Raw genomic sequence first — 19020 nt, 5'->3', positions numbered from 1 at the left:
GCCCTCCCCCGCCGCGCGGGGAATCTCCGCACGCCGCCGCCCGTTGTCCCGAGCGGAGGACGCGAACACGCGAGTCGTCCAGGAGCACTAGGAGGCCGCCGGTGTACGGCGACGAGGCAACCGTCCGCAAGATCCTCACCGAGCTCGGCGACACCTGGGCCGTGGTGGGTCTCTCGTCCAATCGGGAACGCGCCGCGTACGGCGTCGCCGAAGTCCTGCGACGCTTCGGCAAGCGCGTCGTGCCGGTGCATCCCAAGGCGGAGACGGTGCACGGCGAGCGGGGGTACGCCTCCCTCTCGGACATCCCCTTCGGCGTGGACGTCGTCGACGTCTTCGTCAACAGCGACCTGGCGGGCCCGGTCGCCGACGAGGCGGTCGCGAAGGGCGCCGGGGCCGTCTGGTTCCAGCTCGGGGTGATCGACGAGGCCGCGTACGAGCGGACCCGGGCCGCGGGCCTGGAGATGGTGATGGACCGCTGCCCGGCGATCGAGATCCCCCGGCTGGGCTGACCCGGCGACGCCTCACCGGCCACCTGCCGGGTCCGACCCGATCTCCACCACGCGCGCCCAGTCGGGCGGTGAGTCGGGCGCGTACTCGGGATTGTTCTCGTCCCAGGAATCGCCCGTCCCGTCGCGGGGGAACAGACCCACCACCGTCCGGCACGGCGGTCGTGTGTCCGGCCATGGCGTCTGCCCGTCGGTCAGGACCACGACGGCGTCCGGTGCGGGACGCGCGCGCAGTGCCTTGGCGAAACCCGTGCGCAGGTCCGTGCCGCCCCCGCCCACCAGCGGGATCCCCTCGGCACGGCACAGGGAGTGCGCGACCCGGGCCGCCGCGTCGCAGGGCACCACCGTGACCAGGTCGCGGCGGCCGCCGACGGCGCGGGCGATGGCGGCGACCTCCAGGAGCGCGCTGCCCAGTTCCGCGTCGCTGACCGACCCGGAGGTGTCGATGACCACGGCCACCCGGGGCGGTCTGCGCCGCAGGCTCGGCAGTACGACGCCGGGCATGGACACCGAGCGCCGCGACGGCCGGCCGTACGTGTAGTCCTCGCCCGCGCCGCCTCCGGAAGCCGCCGAGCGGACCGCGGCTCCCAGCAACTCCCGCCACGGCTGTGGAGAATGGAATGCCTGTTCCGCCCAGCGCCGCCATCCCTTCGGTGCCCGCCCCGGGCGGGCCTTGATGCCCTGCGCCACCCGGAACCGCACCGCGTCCCTTTCCTGTTCGCTGAGCCCGTCCGCACCGTCCGGCCCGAGGTCCCACGACCGTTCCAGCCCGTCGGCGCCGCTGCCGCAGTCCAGCCAGGCCAGGCTCTCGGTGAGCCGCCCCAGCCGGAACTGACGCAGGTAGTCCTCCATGAGCTGTCCCTCGGGCAGCTTCAGAAGCCGCGGCTCGACCGCGCCCTCGGGCCGGACCAGCCCGTCGCCGAACACGTCGTCGTTGATCTCGCAGTCCGCGGCGATGTTCATGCGCAGCCGTTCCGCGGGTCCCGTCAGCCCTCGCTCGCGCGCGACCCGGTCACTGCGCCCGTGGTGGTCGCGCAGCAGGTGCGACACCTCGTGCACCCAGACGCCGGCCAGTTCCTCCACGGGCGTCCGGTCCACGAAGACCGGTGAGGCGTAGCACCGCCAGTACCGGTCGACGGCCATCGTCGGCACCCGGCGCGACGGGACGACGTGCAGGGCGAACAGCGCCGTCGCCAGGTAGGGCCGGGCCCTGGCGGCCCGCAGGCGGGCGGCGAACAGCTTGTCCCGGTCGAGCCTCACCGGGGCCGGAGCAGGACTCGGAGCCGGAGCAGGACTCGGAGCCGCAGCGGGACTCGGAGCCGCAGCCGGAGTCGGAGCCGCGGGCCTGGCGTCCGCCGGAGCCTGCGCGTTCGTCGCCGTGACCGACGCGGCCGATGTCATCGTGCCGCCTTCGCGGCGCCCGCGGTCCGAGCCGCCGCTCGATCCGCCGCCCGGTCCGCACACCGGGAGAGGGCCATGGCTCCGGCGAGACGGTCGATGGACGCCGGGACGTCCCAGTCCTGCTGCCGCAGGCCGGCGAGCGTGGTGGCGGGGACGACCACGACGTCCGGGGCACCGGTCTCCATGGCCCGCGCCAGCAGCGCCCACGCCGCGTCCCAGCGGGACTTGTCGGGGTGCTTGCGTACCGCGGCCACCACGCCGTCGAGCACGGCCTGGCGCAGGTCCCCCCGCTCGGGCAGGACGGCACCCGACGGGTCGGCGAGCAGCGTCTCGGGGTCCGGGAGGTCCATCCGGTCCAGTCCGGCCATCAGCTCCAGCCCGGGACCGTCGCCCACGGTGCCGCGCACCAGAAGGGACAGCACCTCCCTGGAGGAGCCGGCCGCGGTCGCGAAGGCGATCAGGCACAGGGTCATCTCCCAGCTCCGGGGCGACGGCCAGGCGCCGCCCCGGCGCGTCTCGCCGCTCGGCAGCCGGTGCACCAGACCGGGGCGGGCGGTGAGGAACTCGCACACCGCGCGGCGCGCGTAGCGCACGGCCTCCGCGAGACCGTCCGGATCGAGCCGTGGCAGGGTCGCCCGGGGCCAGGTCCCGCCGAGACCCCGGAGGACGACGTCGTGGTCGTGGGTCCACTGGAGGTGGACGAACCGGTTGGCCAACGGCGGGCTCAGCTCCCAGCCGTCGGCCGCAGAGGACCGGGGGTTGGCGGCGGCCACGATCCTGACCCCGGGCGGCAGTCGCAGGGCGCCGATCCGCCGTTCGAGGACGAGACGGAGCAGGGCGGCCTGAACGGCGGGCGGAGCGGTGGACAGCTCGTCCAGGAACAGCAGGCCCCGGCCGGCCCGTACGAGGCGCACCGCCCAGTCCGGCGGGGCCATCGGGACGCCCTGTTCCGCGGGATCGTCGCCGACGACGGGCAGCCCGGAGAAGTCGGACGGTTCGTGCACGCTGGCGATCACGGTGGTGAGCGGAAGGTCCAGGGCGTCCGCGAGCTGGGTCAGGGCCGCGGTCTTGCCGATCCCGGGCTCGCCCCACAGCAGCACGGGAAGGTCGGCGGCCACGGCCAGGGTGAGAGCCTCCAGTTGGGTGTCGGGCCGCGGCTCGGTTGTCGCGTCGCGCAGCAGGGTCAGCAGCTCACCGGCGACGTCGAGCTGCGAGGGGGCGACGGGGGGAGCGGTGGGGTCGGAGGGAGCGGGGGAAGCGGAGGGGTTCGAGGGAGCCGACGGAGCGGCGGGCGGACCGGCGGCGGGTACGCGATCCGAGGGCGCACAAGTCGTCATATGTCATCACCTGAGAGTTCGTCGTGGGCGGAAGCCGGTGCGGGGAGGGACGTCCCCGGGGTCAGGCGCGGGTCGCGTGGCGCGGGTGGGAGCGTGCTGCGCGGGGACGGTGACGGTCCGGACCGACGCGCCGCGGCCCGGGTCCGTCGAGGCCCGCGCGGAACATCCCGTACGTGATCCGCCGCAGCGCGGCGGCCTCGAGTTCGTCGCGCAGGGCGCCGTCGCGCAGGCGTGCGGCGGGGCCCAGCAGCGCTTCGACGACGGCGAGGGCGCCGGTGGTGTCGCCGTGGTTGAGGCGTTCGCGGATGTCGGGGAGGCACTCCGGACGTCGGTGCGCCTCGTCGATGACCTGGAGGCAGGGCAGCGGCGTGCCGGTCAGCTCGGCCAGCATCTCCTCGCGGCGGATCTCCGCCGGGTCGTGGTCGAGGGCCGCCAGCACCCCGTCGACGAGGCCGATCCGGTGCCGGGCTCCCCGGCAGTCAACGAGCCGGGGTTGGCCCGCCGCGCCCGAGTCCGGAGCCCGGGACGACGCGGCGGCCGGCATGTGGTCCGGTGCCAGCGCGGAGGCGACCAGCGGATGCAGCCGGCCGATCTGGATCGCACCGGCGCGCACCAGTTCCAGGTCGGGTGGCACCCAGGTCGCCGCGTCGGGCAGCAGCGGCAGCGCGGAGGCGGCTCCGCCGGTGCGCGCCTCGTCGATCCGCAGTAGGTGCGGACCGGCGCCGATCCGTTCCGTGGCCAGTACCAGGGCCAGCCGTCGCCCGGCCCCGAGCCGCACGGTGACGGTGTGGGTGCCGGGCGTCGGCGAGCCCTCGGCCCGGAGCAGGAACCCCGCCTCCGCCGCCCACCGGCCGACGGCACAGCGAAGCCCCGGAGGCATCGTCCCGGGCGGTTCGGGACGTCGGGGCGGGTCGTCAGCGGGTGGCAGGCCGGCCCCCGACCGGACCCGCAGTTCATCGGTCCGGCGGGCGTCCCACAGGTGGCGGTGCAGGTCGAGCCGGAACCGCCGGCTGGGCCGCGGATGCGGGTGCCATGGGACACCGGTTTCCGGGCCGGAGCCGTCCCACAGGGCCAGGCTGATCCGCTGGCCGCCGTCCGCCCGGGCGGGCGGGGTCCGGACCACGAGATGCACCGGAGGCGGTCCGTCGCGTCCCGCGATGCCGTACCGCGCCAGGGTGAGCGTAAGGCCAGGCCGCAGCAGCCCGTCCGGAGCGATTCTCGGCATGTGCCAGCGCAGCAGGTCGGGAGCGAGGTGGCGCAGATCGGCCCGGACACGGGTCGCGAGGTCGTGGCCGTGTGTGCGCGCCACGGAACGCAGGTCGAGGTCGACGTCGATGCTCGCGGCGGCGCACGCCCCGGCCCAGTCCCCGGCACGGCGGCGGGCGGTCGCGGCATCGATCATGGAGGGCGGCACGGCGAACTCGCGCACGCGCGGCCAGAAGGAGAGGCGGGAGTCTCCGTTCGCGGCGTGAGTGAGCATCAGCACTCACCTTGCGCGGACGGGTCCCCCAATCTGAAGACAGGAGGAGTAGTCATCGCGGGGAGCATAGCCGCGCCGACACCGACCTGCCAGGTTTTTTCCGCGCGGCAGGCCCGCCCGGAGCATCCCCGTGGATCGAGCGGCGGCCCCGCGCCGGGGTCATCGAGGAGTGGGCCGTACGCGGGCTGCAACGGCGCGGACTGGCGCGGAACCTGTTGGAGCGGGCGCGGGCGCACACCGAGTGCGAGTTCCGGTTCGACGGGGCGCGGTACCGGTTCGGGCACACCGGGCTGACGGGCCGTCACCACTTTATCTGTCCGCGGTAGTTCCTGGTGACGGACCTGGCCCGGGAGTACGCGGACGTGCGGGGCGGGGAGATCCGGTTCGGCGTACGGGGCGTCGGCCCGCACGGGCTGGAGTCCGGCCGGCCGTCGGTGCGTACACGTGCCCCGATTCCGGTGAACGGCGTTTCGTGGAAGCCGGCTTCGTCGCCGGTTGCGACGGGGCACGCGGGGTGTCGCGGGCGGCGCCGGCGCCCGATCGCGTCCGTGTCGCACACCACGACTACGGCGTCGGCCGGCCGGCGGAGGCACCGCCGTCCTCGGCTTGTCGTCTTCGGCATGCATCCGCGCGGTTTCGCCGGACACATGGCGCGCAGCCCCGAGGTGACCCGCTACTACCTCCGGTGCCCGCCGGGCGACGACCCGGACAACTGGCCGCGCGAGCAGGTCCCCACGCGGGCGCGGCTGCGGCGACTGTTCGACTCACCCGTGGCGGCGGCGTTCGCCGAGCAATACCTCGGCGCCCGTACCGGCGGCCGATACTCCCTCTCAGTCGTGGAGCGGCCGGTCGCCGAGCCGGTGGTCGGCCACGTTCAGCGCCTCGTCGACCAGGCGGCGCAGGTGCCCGTCACGCAGCGCGTACACGACCCGCCGTCCTTCCTTCCGGGTGCTCACGAGCCCCGCGAGCCGCAGCCGGGCCAGGTGCTGGCTGACCGCGGGCCGGGCGGCCCCGCACGCCCCGGTCAGGGTGGTGACGTCGGCCTCCCCGGCGGACAGGGCGTGCAGCAGGGTCAGGCGGGTGCGGTCGCCGAGCAGGGCGAGGACCTCGGCGGCGAGCGCGAACTGCTCCTCGCCGGGGGTGCGCGGGTGCGCATCGTCCGCAGGTGATAGGTGCATGCGTGCGCTCATACGCACATAATGGTCTGTTGGACGCCAGGAGTCCACCACCGCACCGGAACACCGGAAGGGGCACCCCGTGAGCGACCCGCACCGGCAGCACCAGCACCAGCACCAGCACCAGCACCAGCACCACGATCCCCACACCCCCGGCCACTCCTCCCCCTCCTCCCCCGCCAGCCCGTGGCGCCGCCTCGCGCACCGTCTCGCCCCGCACTCCCACGAGAGCGCCGACAAGCTGGACCCGGCGCTGGAGTCCTCGGCCCGTGGGCTGCGCGCCCTGTGGGTGTCGCTGGCGGTGCTCGGCGCGACGGCGGTGGCTCAGGCGGGCGTGGTGGTGGTCTCCGGGTCGGTGGCCCTGCTCGGCGACACGGTGCACAACACCGCGGACGCGCTGACCGCCGTACCGCTGGGCATCGCCTTCGTCCTGGGCCGGCGCGCGGCCACCCGGCGCTTCACGTACGGCTACGGGCGGGCGGAGGATCTCGCGGGCGTCGTCATCGTGCTGACGATCGCCGCGTCCGCGGTCCTGGCGGCGTGGACGGCGGTGGACCGGTTGCTCGACCCGCGCCCGGTCGCACACGTCCCGGCGGTGGCCGTCGCCGCCCTGGTCGGCTTCGCCGGCAACGAGTGGGTGGCCCGCTACCGGATGCGCGTGGGCCGGTCGATCGGCTCCGCCGCACTGGTCGCCGACGGACTGCACGCCCGGACGGACGGCTACACGTCACTGGCCGTGCTGCTGAGCGCGGGCGGCGCGGCCCTGGGATGGCGACTCGCCGACCCGGTCGTCGGGCTGGCGATCACGGCCGCGATCGTCCTGGTCCTGCGGGACGCGACGCGCGAGGTGTTCCGGCGCCTGATGGACGCCGTCGATCCGGCGCTGGTGGACCGGGCCGAGCGCGTACTGGCCGAGGTACCCGGCGTGCGCGGGGTGGGTGAGCTGCGGCTGCGCTGGATCGGGCACCGGCTGCGCGCCGAGGTGGCCCTGGTGGTGGACGGCGAGGCGACGGTCCGGCAGGCGCATCGCATCGCCGTCGAGGCGGAGCACGCCCTGCTGCACGCCGTCCCGCGGCTCACCGCCGCCCTGGTCCACGCCGACCCGGCACCGGCCCCGGGCGAGACGGACCCGCACCTGGCGCTGGCCCACCACGCCACCGCGTGAAGGGTCAGGCGACGCCCAGCCCCTCCAGTACCACGGCTCCCGGCAGCTCCGCGAAGACCTTGCCCGGCACCAGCAGCTTGCCGCGCCGGCGTCCGCTGCCGACGAGGACGTACGGCAGGTCGACCACGGCCGAGTCCACCAGCACGGGCCAGTCGCCGGGCAGGCCGACCGGGGTGATGCCCCCGTACTCCATGCCGGTCTCGCCGGTCGCCGTGTCCATCGAGGCGAAGGACGCCTTGCGCGCGCCGAGGTGGCGGCGTACGACACCGTTGACGTCGACCCGGGTGGTGGAGAGCACCACACAGGCGGCCAGCGTCGTGCCGCCGCCCCGCCTGCCGGTGACCACTACGCAGTTCGCGGACTGTTCGAGCAGCTCACGGCCGTAGTGCTCGACGAAGGTGGCGGTGTCCGCCCACTCCGGGTCGGTGTCGACATAGACGATCTGGTCGGCGGGGACGCTCCCGCGCCAGTGGCGTACGGCGTCGGCAACCGGCCGGGTCAGCTCGTCGAAGGCGTCCGGAGCCGGCGTGGCGTTGTCGAAGTTCCCGAAGGGTGCGTGCACGGCCGCACGCTAACAACAGCGGCCGGCACCGCGAACGGGCGTCTCGGCGTACGGGCGTCCCGGCACACGGGCGGCACCGGGTCCGCCGCTGTCAGCTCTCGGCGGCCGGCTCCGCGAGCCTGCCCGCCTCCTCCGCCCGGTCGTCCAGCTCGGCGAGCCGGGCCACCGCCTCGTCGTCCAGCTTCGAGAGCGCCCGCAGCTGTCCCGGTGTGACCCCGTCGGGTATCGGCACCGGGGCGGGCGTCCGCAGCGGCGGCTGCCAGCCCTCGCCGGGCGTCCAGCGCCGTACGACACGGGCCGGCGCGCCCGCCACCACGGCGTGGTCGGGGACCGTGCCCCGGACCACGGCACCGGCGGCGACCACCACGTTCCGCCCGATCCGGGCGCCGGGCAGGATCACCGCGCCGGTGCCGATCCAGCAGCCGGAGCCGATCTCCACGGGGTCCATCCGGGGCCACTGCTTGCCGATGGGCTGGTGCGGGTCGTCGTAGGAGTGGTTGGTGGAGGTGACGTAGACGTACGGGCCGAAGTAGCAGTCGCTGCCGATGGTGACCGTGGTGTCCGCGATGACGTGGCTGCCGCGGCCGAGGACCACTCCGTCTCCGATGCGCAGGATGGGCTCGGGGCCGAGGTCGAGGTCGGGCATGAGTCCGGCGGTCAGGGTCACCTGCTCGCCGATGATGCAGTGGGCGCCGACGTGGATCCAGGGCTCACCGAAGACCGTACCGAGCGGGAAGGCGAGCCGGGTGCCCGTGCCCAGCGCCCCGAAGCGGAAGCGTCCGGGGTGTGCGGCGGTGACGGAGCCGGTGCGCTGCACCCAGGCCCAGCCGGCGTGGACGGCCCGCTGCGCGAGGCGGCTCCGCCAGGACGGATACGTGTTCTTGCGCTTCGGCACCCGCTCACGGTAGTCGGCACGCGGTGCGGCCATGACTTCGGAGGCCTGTGATCTTCACCCCACCGGGTGGCGTACGGTGCCGTACATCACCCGAGCAGGAGGCGATGATGACGCAGCAGGCGCTGATCACGGGCATCGGCGGCAAGGACCCGAAGGTGGACGCGGAGGCCTTCGTGGCGCCTACGTCCTCGGTGATCGGGGACGTGACGCTCCACGCGGGAGCGAGCGTCTGGTACGGCGCGGTGCTGCGCGGCGACGTCGAGCGGATCTCCGTCGGCGCGAGCAGCAACGTCCAGGACAACTGCACGCTCCACGCCGACCCCGGCTTCCCCGTCACCGTCGGCGAGCGCGTCTCCATCGGGCACAACGCCGTGGTGCACGGCGCGACCGTGGAGGACGACTGCCTGATCGGCATGGGCGCCACGGTCCTCAACGGCGCGGTGATCGGCGCCGGGTCGCTGGTCGCGGCGCAGGCGTTGGTGCCCCAGGGGATGGAGGTGCCGCCGGGCTCGCTGGTCGCGGGGGTGCCGGCCAAGGTGAGGCGGGAGCTGACGGAGGAGGAGCGTCAGGGGGTCACGCTGAACGGCACGATGTACGCGGAGCTGGCGAAGGCGCATCACGAGGTCCACGAGGGACCGTGAGGTTCAGTCGGCGGCCGGGGCCGGCTCCGGCCCGGCCGCCGCGTCCTGTTCCGGCGCGGCCCGCCCGGCCTTGCGCTTGAGCACCAGCATCGACGCGACACCGATGCCCACGGCCACCACCAGGCCCAGCCAGGAGAAGCGTTTGAGCCAGGACTCGGCGACGACACCGACGTAGTAGATGACGGCGGTGGTGCCGCCCGCCCAGACGATGCCGCCGAGGACGTTGGCGATCAGGAACTTCCAGTACGGCATCCGCAGCACGCCGGCCAGCGGGCCCGCGAAAATGCGGAGCAGGGCGACGAAGCGGCCGAAGAAAACGGCCCACATGCCCCACTTCTGGAAGGACCGTTCGGCGGTGGCGATGTGCCCTTCGCTGAAGTGCCTGGGGAATTTCCCGCCCAGCCAGGCCAGGAGCGGCCGGCCTCCCTTGCGGCCGATGGCGTACCCGATGGAGTCGCCGATCACCGCGCCCGCGCCGGCGCAGGCTCCCAGGACCAGCGGGTCGACGCCACCGTGCTGGGAGGACAGCAGGGCCGCCGAGACCAGGATGATCTCGCCCGGCAAGGGGATGCCCAGGCTCTCCAGACCGATGACCAGTCCGACGACGGCGTAGACGGCCGCCGCGGGCACCGTGTCGAGCCACTCCTGGACGTGCAAGGCCGGACCCTCCGATTCGCGTCCCTGATGCGTTCCGGGTGGGTCTCGCGCCGCTTCCCGGGTCGCCTCGAACGAGGCGACCCGGGAAGCCTACCGGTTCGACGGGCGTCAGCTGTTGGGACGCAGGGTCCATATGACGGTCATCTCACCGGTCACGGCACCGTCCTCGCGCTGGATGGCGACGCTCACCGGGAACTCGGGGCGGCCGCCCTCGTCCAGCTCCGCGACGACCTCGGCGACGGGGCGGCCGAGTGTCGCGGTGGCCGTGACCGGGCCGAGCGCGATCTTCTTGAAGGCGATCTCCGCGGTGACCGGCAGCGGCACCGCCCGCGAGAGCTGGTCGCCGAAGGCGGCGAGCACGATCGCGCCGCTGGCCGACTCGCCCAGCGTGAACATGGCTCCGGCGTGCGGTCCGCCGACGTGGTTGCGGTACTCGCTCTGGTCCGGAAGGGCCAGCACGGCCTTCTCCGGAGTGGTCTCCAGGTACTCGAGGTTCAGGGTCCGGACCATCGGCACCGTGGCGGCGAGCAACTCGCCGATCGACATCTGATCTGCGCTCATGGCGGAAGGTTACCCATGAGTAGCATCTCGTGGCCAGGTACCCGTCATGATCGCCGTATGCTTGCCGCCCATGTGGCCAGGAGAGCAGCCCCCCGCCGGTGACCCCAGCCCGTACCGGCAGCCCGGCCATCAGCGGCAACAGCCCTACGCCGGGCAGCGACCCGCCTCCTGGAACGCACCCGCGGTCACGGCCGCCACGCCGCCCGGGCGGGGTCCCGGCGGCCGTACGAAACTCGTCGCCCTCGCCGCCGCCGCGGTCGTCGTGGTGGCCGCCGCCGCGACCGGGGCCGGCCTCGTGGGCGGGGACGAGGATGACCGGGCCGAGCCCGGCCCCACCGCCTCTGCCCCGGCATCCGCGTCGGCCGCCGACGATCCGCGGGACGGGAAGGACGACCCGGAGCCGACCGTCGCGGGCTGGCGCGTCGTGGCCAACCCCGAGGTGGGCATCGCCTTCGACGTACCGGCCTCCTGGGTGCCTCAGTCGCCCACCTGGGTCACCTACGTCGCGCAGGACGACGACCCGGAGGAGAAGCCCCTGGTCGCCATGAAGGCCCCGGCCGTCCTCAAGGAGAAGTGGTGCTCCGCGGACGGCGACCGGGACGGCCGGGTCGACGACACACCGCTGGCGAGCGCCGGCACACGCGGCAACAACGGTGCGCGCGGCACCGAGGAGATCGCCCGGAACGACTCGGCGGCCTGGGTCTACGGAGCCTTCGCCCAGCCGGCCCGCGACAAGGTCACGACCGGACCGGTGACCCCCTTCACCACCGCCTCCGGCATCAAGGGCAGTGTCGCCACCTCCCGCTCGTCCGGGGTGGCGAAGCAGGGCAAGTGCGACGTGGACGGCAAGGCGACGACGTTCGCCTTCGAAGCCGCCGACGGCGACCTAGTCTCCTGGTCGTTCTTCGGCGCCGCGGACGTCGGCGACGAGGTTCCGGACGCCACCGTCCGGAAGATCCTCGCCACCGTCAGGGAGTTCACGCCGGCGGACTCCTGAAGGACGCACGTTCACGACTTCGGTACGTCCCTGACAAGGGCCGGTGACCGAATCGTGTCCTGGGCGGCATTAGGGTGACCTCTCATGTGGCCAGGACAGCAGCCGCCCGGGGGCGAGCAGAACCCGCAGAACAATCCGTATCAGCAGCCGGGGTACCAGCAGCCGAATCCGTATCAGCAGCCCGGCTACCAGCAGCAGCCCGGCGCTTACGGGCAGCAGCAGTGGGGCGCTCCGCAGCCCCCGGGGGCTCCGCAGCCGTCCCCGGGTGGTGGCGGTGGCGGCAACCGGACGAAGGTGGTCGCGATCGTCGCGGCGCTCGCCGTGGTGGTGGCCGCCGGTGTCACCGGATTCCTGGTGCTGGGCGGTGACAAGGACGACCAGGCGGACGACGGCAAGGACAAGAAGCCGTCCGCGAGCGCGTCCGCGGACAAGTCCGAGACTCCGTCCACCGACCCGAGCGCGTCCGGCGACGAGGAAAACCCGCGGGGCGGCGACGGGCTGAAGGCGACCATCGACGGCTGGAAGGTCGTCGCCAACCCGCGCTTCGGCACCATGTTCGACGTGCCCGCCGACTGGGAGATCGACAGCACCGACACCAGCGTCGGCTTCGAGTGGGAGGAGAAGGGCAAGACCGACCGCACCACGGTCACCGCCCCGGCCTACCTGAAGTCCGAATGGTGCACGACCGACGAGAACAAGGACGGCCGCAAGGAGAGCACCGCCCTCGCCACCACCGGTACCCGCGGTGAGAGCGGCGCCAAGGACACCGACATGGCGGCCGAGACGCGGGTGCCCTGGTGGATCTTCGGCGGTTACACCCAGCCGGACAAGAAGAGCGTGAAGTACGGCAAGCCGAAGGCGTACACCACGGCGTCCGGCATCAAGGGCAGCGTCATCACCGCTTACTCGCAGGGCACGCCCCAGAAGGGGAAGTGCGACAGCGAGGGCAAGGCGATCACCTTCGCCTTCAAGAACAGCGCGGGCGACTTCGTCACCTGGAACCTGTACGGCGCCAAGGGCGTCGACGAGGAGGTCCCGGAGGCGACGATCCAGAAGATCCTGAGCACCGTGCGCCTCACCGAGGAACCGCCGACCGACTCGTAGGCGCGCGGCGCCGGGCGCTGCTCAGCCGATGCCGAACGCCCCGGCGGGAGGTTCGGGCGACGGTACGGCGTCCTCGTCGCGCACCGGCCGCGCGTCGCCGATGAGGTTCCGCAGGGCGGGCCCGTGCACGACCCTGGCGGGGAAGGCGTCGGCGGCGGTGCGCCGGGCCAGCGCGGCCGTGTCGAGCGGCCGGTGCGCGGCGACGAGGACGGCGTTGCCGAAGCGGCGTCCGCGCAGCACCCCCGGCTCGGCGATCAGCGCCAGCTCCTCGAAGAGCGCGGCGAACCCGGCCAGTTGCGGTCGCAGGAAGGGGAACGGCGCGGAGTCGGCCAGGTTGGCCACGTACACGCCGTCGGCGCGCAGGACCCGCGCCGCCTCCCGGGCGTAGGCGACGGAGGTCAGGTGCGCCGGCACCCGTGAACCCCCGAAGACATCGGCCACCAGGACGTCGGCCGAGTCCGCGGGCGCGGCCTCCAGCCAGGCGCGGGCGTCGGCGCCGTGCGCGGTGACGCCCGCGCCGTCCGGCAGCGGCAGGTGCTCGGCGACCAGGTCCAGCAGCCCCCGGTCGGCCTCCACCACGTCCTGGCGCGAACCGGGCCGGGTGGCGGCCAGGTACCGGGGCAGGGTGAACGCGCCGCCGCCGAGGTGCAGCACGTCCAGCGCACGCCCCGGCTCGGCGACCGTGTCCAGGACGTGGCCGAGCCGGCGCGTGTACTCGAACTCCAGGTGCGCCGGCTCGTCCAGGTCGACGTACGACTGCGGCGCCCCGTCGACGGTGAGCAGCCAGGCCCGCTTCCGGTCGACGTCGGGCATGAGCTTGGCGGTGCCGTGGTCGGTGACGCGGCTGACGGGTATGGGCTCGTTCACCTATTCATTGTGCCTGTGCGAAGTGCCCTCGAAGGGTCGCGGGGAACTGCGCGACCAGCCACAGCGGGCCCCGCGGTCCCCCACGCACGGACAGGGGAACTCACCCCACCGTGGTCACGGTCCCCGCCCCCACGGTCCTGCCACCCTCACGGATGGCGAACCCGAGCCCCGTCTCCAGCGGCACCTCCCGGCCCAACTCGACCGTCATCGTGACGGTGTCGCCGGGCCGGGCGACTGCCGCCTCCCCGAGGTCGACGTCCCCCACCACATCCGCGGTCCGGATGTAGAACTGCGGCCGATAACCGGTGGCGACCGGCGTCGAACGCCCGCCCTCGCGCGCCGACAGCACGTACACCCGCGCCGAGAAGCGACGCGCGGGCACCACACTGCCGGGTGCGGCGACCACATGGCCGCGACGCACCGTGTCGCGGGCGACACCGCGCAGCAGCAGCGCCACGCTGTCCCCGGCCTGGGCCTCTTCCATCGGCTTGCCGAAGGTCTCCAGGCCGGTGACGACCGTCTCGACGGACGCCCCGAGCACCTCGACCCGGTCGCCGACGTGGACGGTGCCGCGCTCGACGGCGCCGGTGACGACCGTGCCGCGGCCGGTGATGGTGAGCACGTTCTCCACCGACAGCAGGAACGGCGCGTCCAGGTACCGCTCGGGCATGGGCACGTACGTGTCCACGGCGTCGAGCAGCGCCTCGACGGACGCCGACCACCGCGGGTCGCCCTCCAGCGCCTTCAGCCCCGACACCCGTACGACGGGCACGGCGTCGCCGCCGTAGCCGTGCGCGGTGAGCAGGTCCCGCACCTCCAGCTCGACCAGGTCGGTCAGTACCGCGTCCTCGCCGTCCTCGACGGCGTCGGCCTTGTTGAGCGCGACCACGATGTGGTCGACGCCCACCTGCCGGGCGAGCAGGACGTGTTCGGCGGTCTGCGGCATGATCCCGTCCAGCGCGGAGACGACGAGGATCGCCCCGTCGAGCTGGGCGGCGCCGGTGACCATGTTCTTGACGTAGTCGGCGTGACCCGGCATGTCGACGTGCGCGTAGTGCCGGGTGTCGGTCTCGTACTCGACGTGCGCGATGTCGATGGTGATGCCGCGCGCCGCCTCCTCCGGGGCGCGGTCGATGCGGTCGAACGGGACGTACTGGGTGGTGCTGGCGGCGCCGCGCTCGGCGAGCACCTTGGTGATGGCGGCGGTCAGAGTGGTCTTGCCGTGGTCGACATGGCCCATCGTGCCGATGTTCAGATGCGGTTTGGTGCGGACGTACGCCGTCTTGGACATGGCGGTACCTCGAAGCCTCGTGGCGGTGGTGGGGACCCCTGGGGCCGGCCGGCCCTCCCCCTGCGGGGTCCGCCGGACGATCCGGGGAGGGTCAGCTTCGGGCGCCGTCGACTGCGGCCGTCGCGGCCTTGAAGAAGGGGACGGCAGCCTTCGGGGCATCCGCGACGGCGGATGCTGCGAGGTGGAAGGCGTGCCGGAACATGACGCCGATCCTTGCCGACGCTTTGTCCCACGTCGAATGATTTTTCATGGCACGGGAGTTCGAGTGACGGCTCCGTCTTCTAAGGCCCGATGTTGCGCAGCGCCTCCCGCACGGACAGCGGCGCGAGGCGTTGCCCGTGCTCGGTCACGAAGGCGCGTACGGCGTCCGGGTCGGTCTTGGCGTACTCGCGCAGGCACCAGCCGATGGCCTTGCGGACGAAGAAGTCGCCGTGGCCGGACCGGCGCAGGCAGTAGCCGAAGAGGCGGTCGGTGTCGGTGCGTTCCCTGTAGCGCAGCTGGTGGAGCAGCGCCGCGCGGATCAGCCAGCGGTCCTCGTCCGCGCTCCAGGCGTCCATGTCGGCCGTGAGGTCGCGGTCGGCCGCGACCAGCCCTCCGACGACGTGCGCGGAGAGCAGGTCGACGGTGTCCCACCACGGCACCGTGGTGAGCAGATGCCGGACCACGGGCAGGAAACCGGAAGAGCAATGCGTCACATACCGGCGCAGGAAGTCGACGGCGAAGTAGTGGTACTCGCGCTCGGGCAGCCGCCAGCAGCGCAGCGCGACCGCGGCGCAGTCCGACTCTCCCGGGCGGGGCAGACCTTCCAGGACGGTGCGGTACAGGCTGCGGCGAACAGGGGAGGTCAGGCCGAGGAAAGGTGCCACGTCCCTCATGTACGCCCGCAGGGCCACGGCCCGCTCGGGATCGGCCGCGGCGGCGTACACGACGGTGAGCCGCTCCACCACGGTGTCGGCGAGAGGGCTGCGCGGCACGTCCGGAATTCCCTCGGCTGTGACGCTCATGAGACGCACCATACGGCGATCACACACATTTGTCGGTTAGTGTCACCGGATGTTCGATGCCACCACCCGCTCTGGGGGCACCGCCACGGTCTCTCCCCGGACCGCAGCAACGGAGCTCGCCGTCGCCACCGCCGCCGGGCCGGTCGCGCCGGCCGCACCGACCGGCTTCGCCGCCCGCGTGACGAGAGTCCTGCTCTCTCCGTGGTCCCGCTTCTCCCTGCTCGTCGCCCTGCTCGCGTCGGCCGCGACCGCTGTTCTGCTGTTCCAGCCGCAGCAGTTGCTGACCAACGGCTGGCCGCCGCAGCTCGGGGGCGCCGCGGCGGCGGTCGCGTACGCGGTGGCGTACGGCCTGTGCACCGTCGCCTTCGTGCCGCGTCCGCTGCTGAACCTGGCCGCGGGCGCCCTGTTCGGTTCGCAGCTGGGCCTCGCCTCCGCGCTGGCGGGGACGGTGCTCGGCGCCGGAATCGCCTTCTGCCTCGGCCGGATGCTGGGTCAGGAGGCGCTGCGCCCGCTGCTGCGGGGCAAGTGGCTGAAGGCCGCGGACGGGCAGCTCAGCCGGCACGGTTTCCGCTCGATGCTGGCGGCCCGGCTGTTCCCCGGGGTGCCGTTCGCCGCCGCCAACTACTGCGCGGCCGTCTCCCGCATGGGCCTGCCGCCCTTCCTGCTGGCGACCGCGCTGGGGTCGATCCCCAACACCGCCGCCTACGCCGTCGCCGGCGCCCGCGCCTCGACACCGACCTCCCCCGCCTTCCTGATCGCGCTGGCCTGCATCGCCCTGCCGGGACTGGCGGGCGCCGTGGTGGCCTGGCGCAAGCGGAAGCAGTTGCGCGGGCGCTGACGGAGCCTTACAGCGCCTCCAGGATCATCGCGTTGGCGAGTCCGCCCGCCTCGCACATCGTCTGCAGGCCGTAGCGGGCGCCGCGCTCGTGCATGGCGTGGACGAGAGTCGTGGTGAGCCGGGTACCGCTCGCGCCGAGGGCCACCGCGACGGGCGGCAGCACGGCGAGACGCAGGAGTTGGGGGCGTATGTGGGTCTCAGGCAGCGCGGGGGCGGTACGGGAGGCCGGCCGGCCGTGCCGCCCGCCCTCGCGGCGGTCTGCTCGCGCGGCCGGGGCGCGGAGGTGAGACATCGGGGTCCTCGTACTGGTCCGTTGGTCCGTCGGGCCCGGATCGGGCCCTGATGCTCGCGCGTGGTGGCGAGTGCCACGCGGACACGCGACGCCACGCGGGCACGCGTCGTCGCGGTGTCGACCGAGCGGACCGGGAGATCCGGTCTACGTCGCCCGACGGACACTGACAGTAGTCGCCCGCACATCATGTGCGGTGGGCAGTTGCCAAAGTCCCTCGGACAACGTCCCGCTCTGGTATGAGGCTTCGTACGACAGCCCGATAAGCCGGTGAAGCTTCCGCTCGCGAAGCACTGGCAACCGGTCCGACTCGATCAAATTCGGTCACCGTGAGTGACGACGGAGGATTAGTGGTCGCATGCCCGGGCGCCGTCGGATGCCCGGGCCGGTCGGTGCGGCGTCTGCGGGCCGGCGGCCGCCAGGAGGCGGAGTCCGTCGTGCCTCAGATGCGGCACCACCTCACCAGGAACCTCTGCGGCCCCCTCACCGCTCGCCCGCGAGGCCGAAACCACCGCTGCCCGTATCGACCTTCTTCCCGGCGTCACCGGGGCGCCGCCACGCATGCGCGAACGGACCGGACACCGTCCGCCACCACGGTTCCCCGGGCAACCGCCCCGCCGGCTCGAACGGCTCGCCGGGACGGGGGAAGGCCACCGCCTGCCCCGCCTCCCCAGCGGCGTCCCTCGTCCACTCCCCCGGCTCCGCCCACGCGTGCGGCGCGAGGTTGAAGGTCCCCCAGTGGATCGGCAGCAGGGCGCCGCCCGGCCGGCCTCCCTGGAGGTCGAGGTGGGCGCGTACGCCCTCCCCGGGGGTCATGTGGATGTCCGGCCAGAACTCGGCGTACGCCCCCAGCTGGATCATCGTGGCGTCGAACGGGCCGTGTGCGGCGCCGATGTCCCGGAAGCCGTCGAAGTAGCCGGTGTCGCCGCTGTGGTAGACGCGGTGCTCCTCCCCGGCGACGACCCAGGACGCCCAGAGGGTGTGCTGGGTGTTGCGCAGCCCTCGTCCGCAGAAGTGCCGGGCCGGGGTGGCGGTCAGGGTGAGGCCGCCGACGCGCGTCGACTCGTGCCAGTCCAGCTCGCGCAGCCGGCCGGCGGAGACACCCCAGTGTTCGAGGTGGGCGCCGACGCCGAGCGGCACCGCGAACAGGGTGTCCGTGCCGGCCAGTGCCTTGATCGTGGGCATGTCCAGGTGGTCGTAGTGGTCGTGGGAGATGACGACGACGTCGACCGGGCCGAGGGAAGCCAAGGGCACCGGGACCGGGTGCAGCCGCTTGGGGCCGGCGAAGGGGAACGGGGAGCAGCGCTCGCCCCAGACCGGGTCGAAGAGGACGCGCTGTCCGTCGATCTCGGCGAGCACGCTTGAGTGCCCCATCCAGGTCAGCCGCAGTCCGGTGGCGGGTGGCCGGGCGAGGTCGGCGAGCGTGGTGGCGTGCACGGGCACGGTGCCCAGCGGCGCGCGACGGAGCCTGGCCTGCCGGTCGAAGTAGATCCTGGCGAATTCCGCGGCCGACCCGGAGGGCCGGGTCCGGGCGCCGCCTCCGGGGTTCTGGAAGACCCCGTCACGGAAGTGCGGCGATCTGCGGATGCGCGCCATGCGCTCACCGCCGGGGTCCGCGCCGAAGGCCGCCGGCCGCGGCACGCGGAACCCCGAGTTCGGGGAACGGAAACCGGCCACGGTACCTCCAGGTGGAGTAGGTCAGGCTCTCATTGTCGTCTCGTCCGACGTCACCTCGAACGCCCGATGTCACATCCGAGTTCCCTCCGCCCGTCGTACCGGTGTGGGCGCCCCCGCCGGAGCGCCCGGGAACCAGCCACGACTCACGGACAGGAAGGTGGCCCTCATGGCCCGCGTATCCCTCACTCCGCCCCAAACGCTCCTGCTCCGCGTCATGGAGTGGTACTCCCGGCGCACCTACGGCAAGGTCCTCGACCCCGGCAAGGCGCTCGCCCACAACCCGCGCGTGCTCTGGGGCGACCTGCGTTTCGAGCAGTCCGTGGCCAAGTGGAACAGGCTGGACTCCGATCTGAAGGCGCTCGCGGTGATGGCCTCGGCGGCCTCGATCGGATGCTCCTGGTGCATGGACTTCGGGTACTGGGAGAACGCCGAGCACGGCATGGACCGGCGCAAGCTCCACGACGTTCCGTTGTGGCGGGAGAGCGACGCGTACACGCCGCTGGAGCGGGACGTCATGGAGTACGCCGAGGCCGTGACCGCGACGCCGCCCGCCGTCGGCGACGGCCTCGCCGA

Annotated in this window: 19 protein-coding genes and 2 pseudogenes; 8 read left to right on the top strand and 13 right to left on the bottom strand. The window is 73.3% G+C overall.

Features of this window, described 5'->3' with window-relative positions:
• Positions 1-101: 101 nt before the first annotated feature.
• The gene (locus EBH09_RS31440) at positions 102-509 is read left to right on the top strand and encodes a CoA-binding protein (protein WP_121750245.1); all 408 of its coding nucleotides are present in this window, start codon (positions 102-104) and stop codon (positions 507-509) included.
• Positions 510-521: 12 nt separating this feature from the next.
• On the opposite strand, the gene EBH09_RS31435 is transcribed toward EBH09_RS31440, so the two are convergent.
• The 3 genes from EBH09_RS31435 to EBH09_RS31425 all read right to left on the bottom strand — a co-directional run bounded on the left by EBH09_RS31435 (position 522) and on the right by EBH09_RS31425 (position 4724).
• A complete protein-coding gene (locus EBH09_RS31435) occupies positions 522-1766 on the bottom strand; it encodes a VWA-like domain-containing protein (protein ID WP_238697494.1) in 1245 nt (414 codons plus the stop codon).
• Positions 1767-1903: 137 nt separating this feature from the next.
• Positions 1904-3244, bottom strand: a complete 1341-nt coding sequence (locus tag EBH09_RS31430; protein WP_238697493.1) for a MoxR family ATPase — start codon at positions 3242-3244, stop codon at positions 1904-1906.
• A gap of 61 nt (positions 3245-3305) precedes the next feature.
• Positions 3306-4724, bottom strand: a complete 1419-nt coding sequence (locus tag EBH09_RS31425) for a hypothetical protein (RefSeq protein WP_121750244.1) — start codon at positions 4722-4724, stop codon at positions 3306-3308.
• A 131-nt stretch (positions 4725-4855) separates the two neighbouring features.
• On the opposite strand from EBH09_RS31425, the pseudogene EBH09_RS39455 reads away from it, so the two are divergent.
• Positions 4856-5455 (top strand): annotated as a pseudogene (locus tag EBH09_RS39455) (FAD-dependent monooxygenase); the annotation flags it as partial.
• Positions 5456-5554: 99 nt separating this feature from the next.
• Here EBH09_RS39455 and EBH09_RS31415 read toward each other — a convergent pair.
• Positions 5555-5914 carry a metalloregulator ArsR/SmtB family transcription factor gene (locus EBH09_RS31415; RefSeq protein WP_193776635.1) on the bottom strand — a complete coding sequence of 120 codons (360 nt, stop codon included), beginning with the start codon at positions 5912-5914 and terminating at the stop codon, positions 5555-5557.
• A 67-nt stretch (positions 5915-5981) separates the two neighbouring features.
• Here EBH09_RS31415 and EBH09_RS31410 point away from each other — a divergent pair, with 67 nt between their 5' ends.
• Entirely contained in the window at positions 5982-7064 is a 1083-nt protein-coding gene (locus EBH09_RS31410) for a cation diffusion facilitator family transporter (protein WP_121750242.1), read from the top strand.
• Between the two features lie 4 nt (positions 7065-7068).
• Here the strand turns inward: EBH09_RS31410 and EBH09_RS31405 are convergent, their stop codons facing one another.
• Positions 7069-7626 carry a YbaK/EbsC family protein gene (locus EBH09_RS31405; protein ID WP_121750241.1) on the bottom strand — a complete coding sequence of 186 codons (558 nt, stop codon included), beginning with the start codon at positions 7624-7626 and terminating at the stop codon, positions 7069-7071.
• A 91-nt stretch (positions 7627-7717) separates the two neighbouring features.
• Positions 7718-8521, bottom strand: coding sequence for an acyltransferase (locus tag EBH09_RS31400; RefSeq protein ID WP_121751099.1), 804 nt, complete (start codon positions 8519-8521; stop codon positions 7718-7720).
• Between the two features lie 107 nt (positions 8522-8628).
• Here EBH09_RS31400 and EBH09_RS31395 point away from each other — a divergent pair, with 107 nt between their 5' ends.
• Positions 8629-9162 carry a gamma carbonic anhydrase family protein gene (locus EBH09_RS31395; RefSeq protein WP_121750240.1) on the top strand — a complete coding sequence of 178 codons (534 nt, stop codon included), beginning with the start codon at positions 8629-8631 and terminating at the stop codon, positions 9160-9162.
• A 3-nt stretch (positions 9163-9165) separates the two neighbouring features.
• Here the strand turns inward: EBH09_RS31395 and EBH09_RS31390 are convergent, their stop codons facing one another.
• Entirely contained in the window at positions 9166-9819 is a 654-nt protein-coding gene (locus tag EBH09_RS31390; RefSeq protein ID WP_121750239.1) for a DedA family protein, read from the bottom strand.
• Positions 9820-9927: 108 nt separating this feature from the next.
• Positions 9928-10365: a DUF4442 domain-containing protein gene (locus tag EBH09_RS31385; protein WP_121750238.1), complete on the bottom strand. Its 438-nt coding sequence runs from the start codon at positions 10363-10365 to the stop codon at positions 9928-9930.
• 85 nt (positions 10366-10450) lie between these two features.
• On the opposite strand from EBH09_RS31385, the gene EBH09_RS31380 reads away from it, so the two are divergent.
• Positions 10451-11377: a hypothetical protein gene (locus EBH09_RS31380; protein WP_121750237.1), complete on the top strand. Its 927-nt coding sequence runs from the start codon at positions 10451-10453 to the stop codon at positions 11375-11377.
• Positions 11378-11461: 84 nt separating this feature from the next.
• Positions 11462-12481 carry a hypothetical protein gene (locus tag EBH09_RS31375; RefSeq protein WP_121750236.1) on the top strand — a complete coding sequence of 340 codons (1020 nt, stop codon included), beginning with the start codon at positions 11462-11464 and terminating at the stop codon, positions 12479-12481.
• Positions 12482-12502: 21 nt separating this feature from the next.
• On the opposite strand, the gene EBH09_RS31370 is transcribed toward EBH09_RS31375, so the two are convergent.
• The 3 genes from EBH09_RS31370 to EBH09_RS31360 form a co-directional block, all read right to left on the bottom strand.
• Positions 12503-13348, bottom strand: coding sequence for a fused MFS/spermidine synthase (locus EBH09_RS31370; protein ID WP_121750235.1), 846 nt, complete (start codon positions 13346-13348; stop codon positions 12503-12505).
• A gap of 100 nt (positions 13349-13448) precedes the next feature.
• Positions 13449-14639, bottom strand: a complete 1191-nt coding sequence (gene tuf / locus EBH09_RS31365) for an elongation factor Tu (RefSeq protein ID WP_121750234.1) — start codon at positions 14637-14639, stop codon at positions 13449-13451.
• Positions 14640-14920: 281 nt separating this feature from the next.
• A complete protein-coding gene (locus EBH09_RS31360) occupies positions 14921-15643 on the bottom strand; it encodes a DNA alkylation repair protein (RefSeq protein ID WP_121751098.1) in 723 nt (240 codons plus the stop codon).
• A 49-nt stretch (positions 15644-15692) separates the two neighbouring features.
• Between EBH09_RS31360 and EBH09_RS31355 the strand changes: the two genes are divergently transcribed.
• Entirely contained in the window at positions 15693-16481 is a 789-nt protein-coding gene (locus EBH09_RS31355) for a VTT domain-containing protein (RefSeq protein WP_121750233.1), read from the top strand.
• Between the two features lie 10 nt (positions 16482-16491).
• Here the strand turns inward: EBH09_RS31355 and EBH09_RS31350 are convergent.
• A pseudogene (locus EBH09_RS31350) lies at positions 16492-16773 on the bottom strand (ATP-binding protein); the annotation flags it as partial.
• A 480-nt stretch (positions 16774-17253) separates the two neighbouring features.
• A complete protein-coding gene (locus EBH09_RS31345) occupies positions 17254-18447 on the bottom strand; it encodes an MBL fold metallo-hydrolase (RefSeq protein WP_121750231.1) in 1194 nt (397 codons plus the stop codon).
• A 166-nt stretch (positions 18448-18613) separates the two neighbouring features.
• Here EBH09_RS31345 and EBH09_RS31340 point away from each other — a divergent pair.
• On the top strand, positions 18614-19020 hold a 407-nt coding region (locus EBH09_RS31340), incomplete at its 3' end, for a carboxymuconolactone decarboxylase family protein (protein ID WP_345940965.1).

The organism is Streptomyces sp. E2N166, from assembly GCF_003671715.1.
Classification (GTDB): domain Bacteria; phylum Actinomycetota; class Actinomycetes; order Streptomycetales; family Streptomycetaceae; genus Streptomyces; species Streptomyces thinghirensis.
Note: the sequence above shows the minus strand (reverse complement) of the source record. Positions and strands in the feature narration are given on the sequence as shown.

Coding starts and splice junctions, on each gene's coding strand:
- EBH09_RS31430 (WP_238697493.1), bottom strand. CDS start 3,244: ATGACGACTTGTGCGCCCTCGGATCGCGTACCCGCCGCCGGTCCGCCC.
- EBH09_RS31395 (WP_121750240.1), top strand. CDS start 8,629: ATGACGCAGCAGGCGCTGATCACGGGCATCGGCGGCAAGGACCCGAAG.
- EBH09_RS31360 (WP_121751098.1), bottom strand. CDS start 15,643: ATGAGCGTCACAGCCGAGGGAATTCCGGACGTGCCGCGCAGCCCTCTC.
- EBH09_RS31425 (WP_121750244.1), bottom strand. CDS start 4,724: ATGCTCACTCACGCCGCGAACGGAGACTCCCGCCTCTCCTTCTGGCCG.
- EBH09_RS31355 (WP_121750233.1), top strand. CDS start 15,693: ATGTTCGATGCCACCACCCGCTCTGGGGGCACCGCCACGGTCTCTCCC.
- EBH09_RS31380 (WP_121750237.1), top strand. CDS start 10,451: ATGTGGCCAGGAGAGCAGCCCCCCGCCGGTGACCCCAGCCCGTACCGG.
- EBH09_RS31385 (WP_121750238.1), bottom strand. CDS start 10,365: ATGTCGATCGGCGAGTTGCTCGCCGCCACGGTGCCGATGGTCCGGACC.
- EBH09_RS31415 (WP_193776635.1), bottom strand. CDS start 5,914: ATGAGCGCACGCATGCACCTATCACCTGCGGACGATGCGCACCCGCGC.
- tuf (WP_121750234.1), bottom strand. CDS start 14,639: ATGTCCAAGACGGCGTACGTCCGCACCAAACCGCATCTGAACATCGGC.
- EBH09_RS31375 (WP_121750236.1), top strand. CDS start 11,462: ATGTGGCCAGGACAGCAGCCGCCCGGGGGCGAGCAGAACCCGCAGAAC.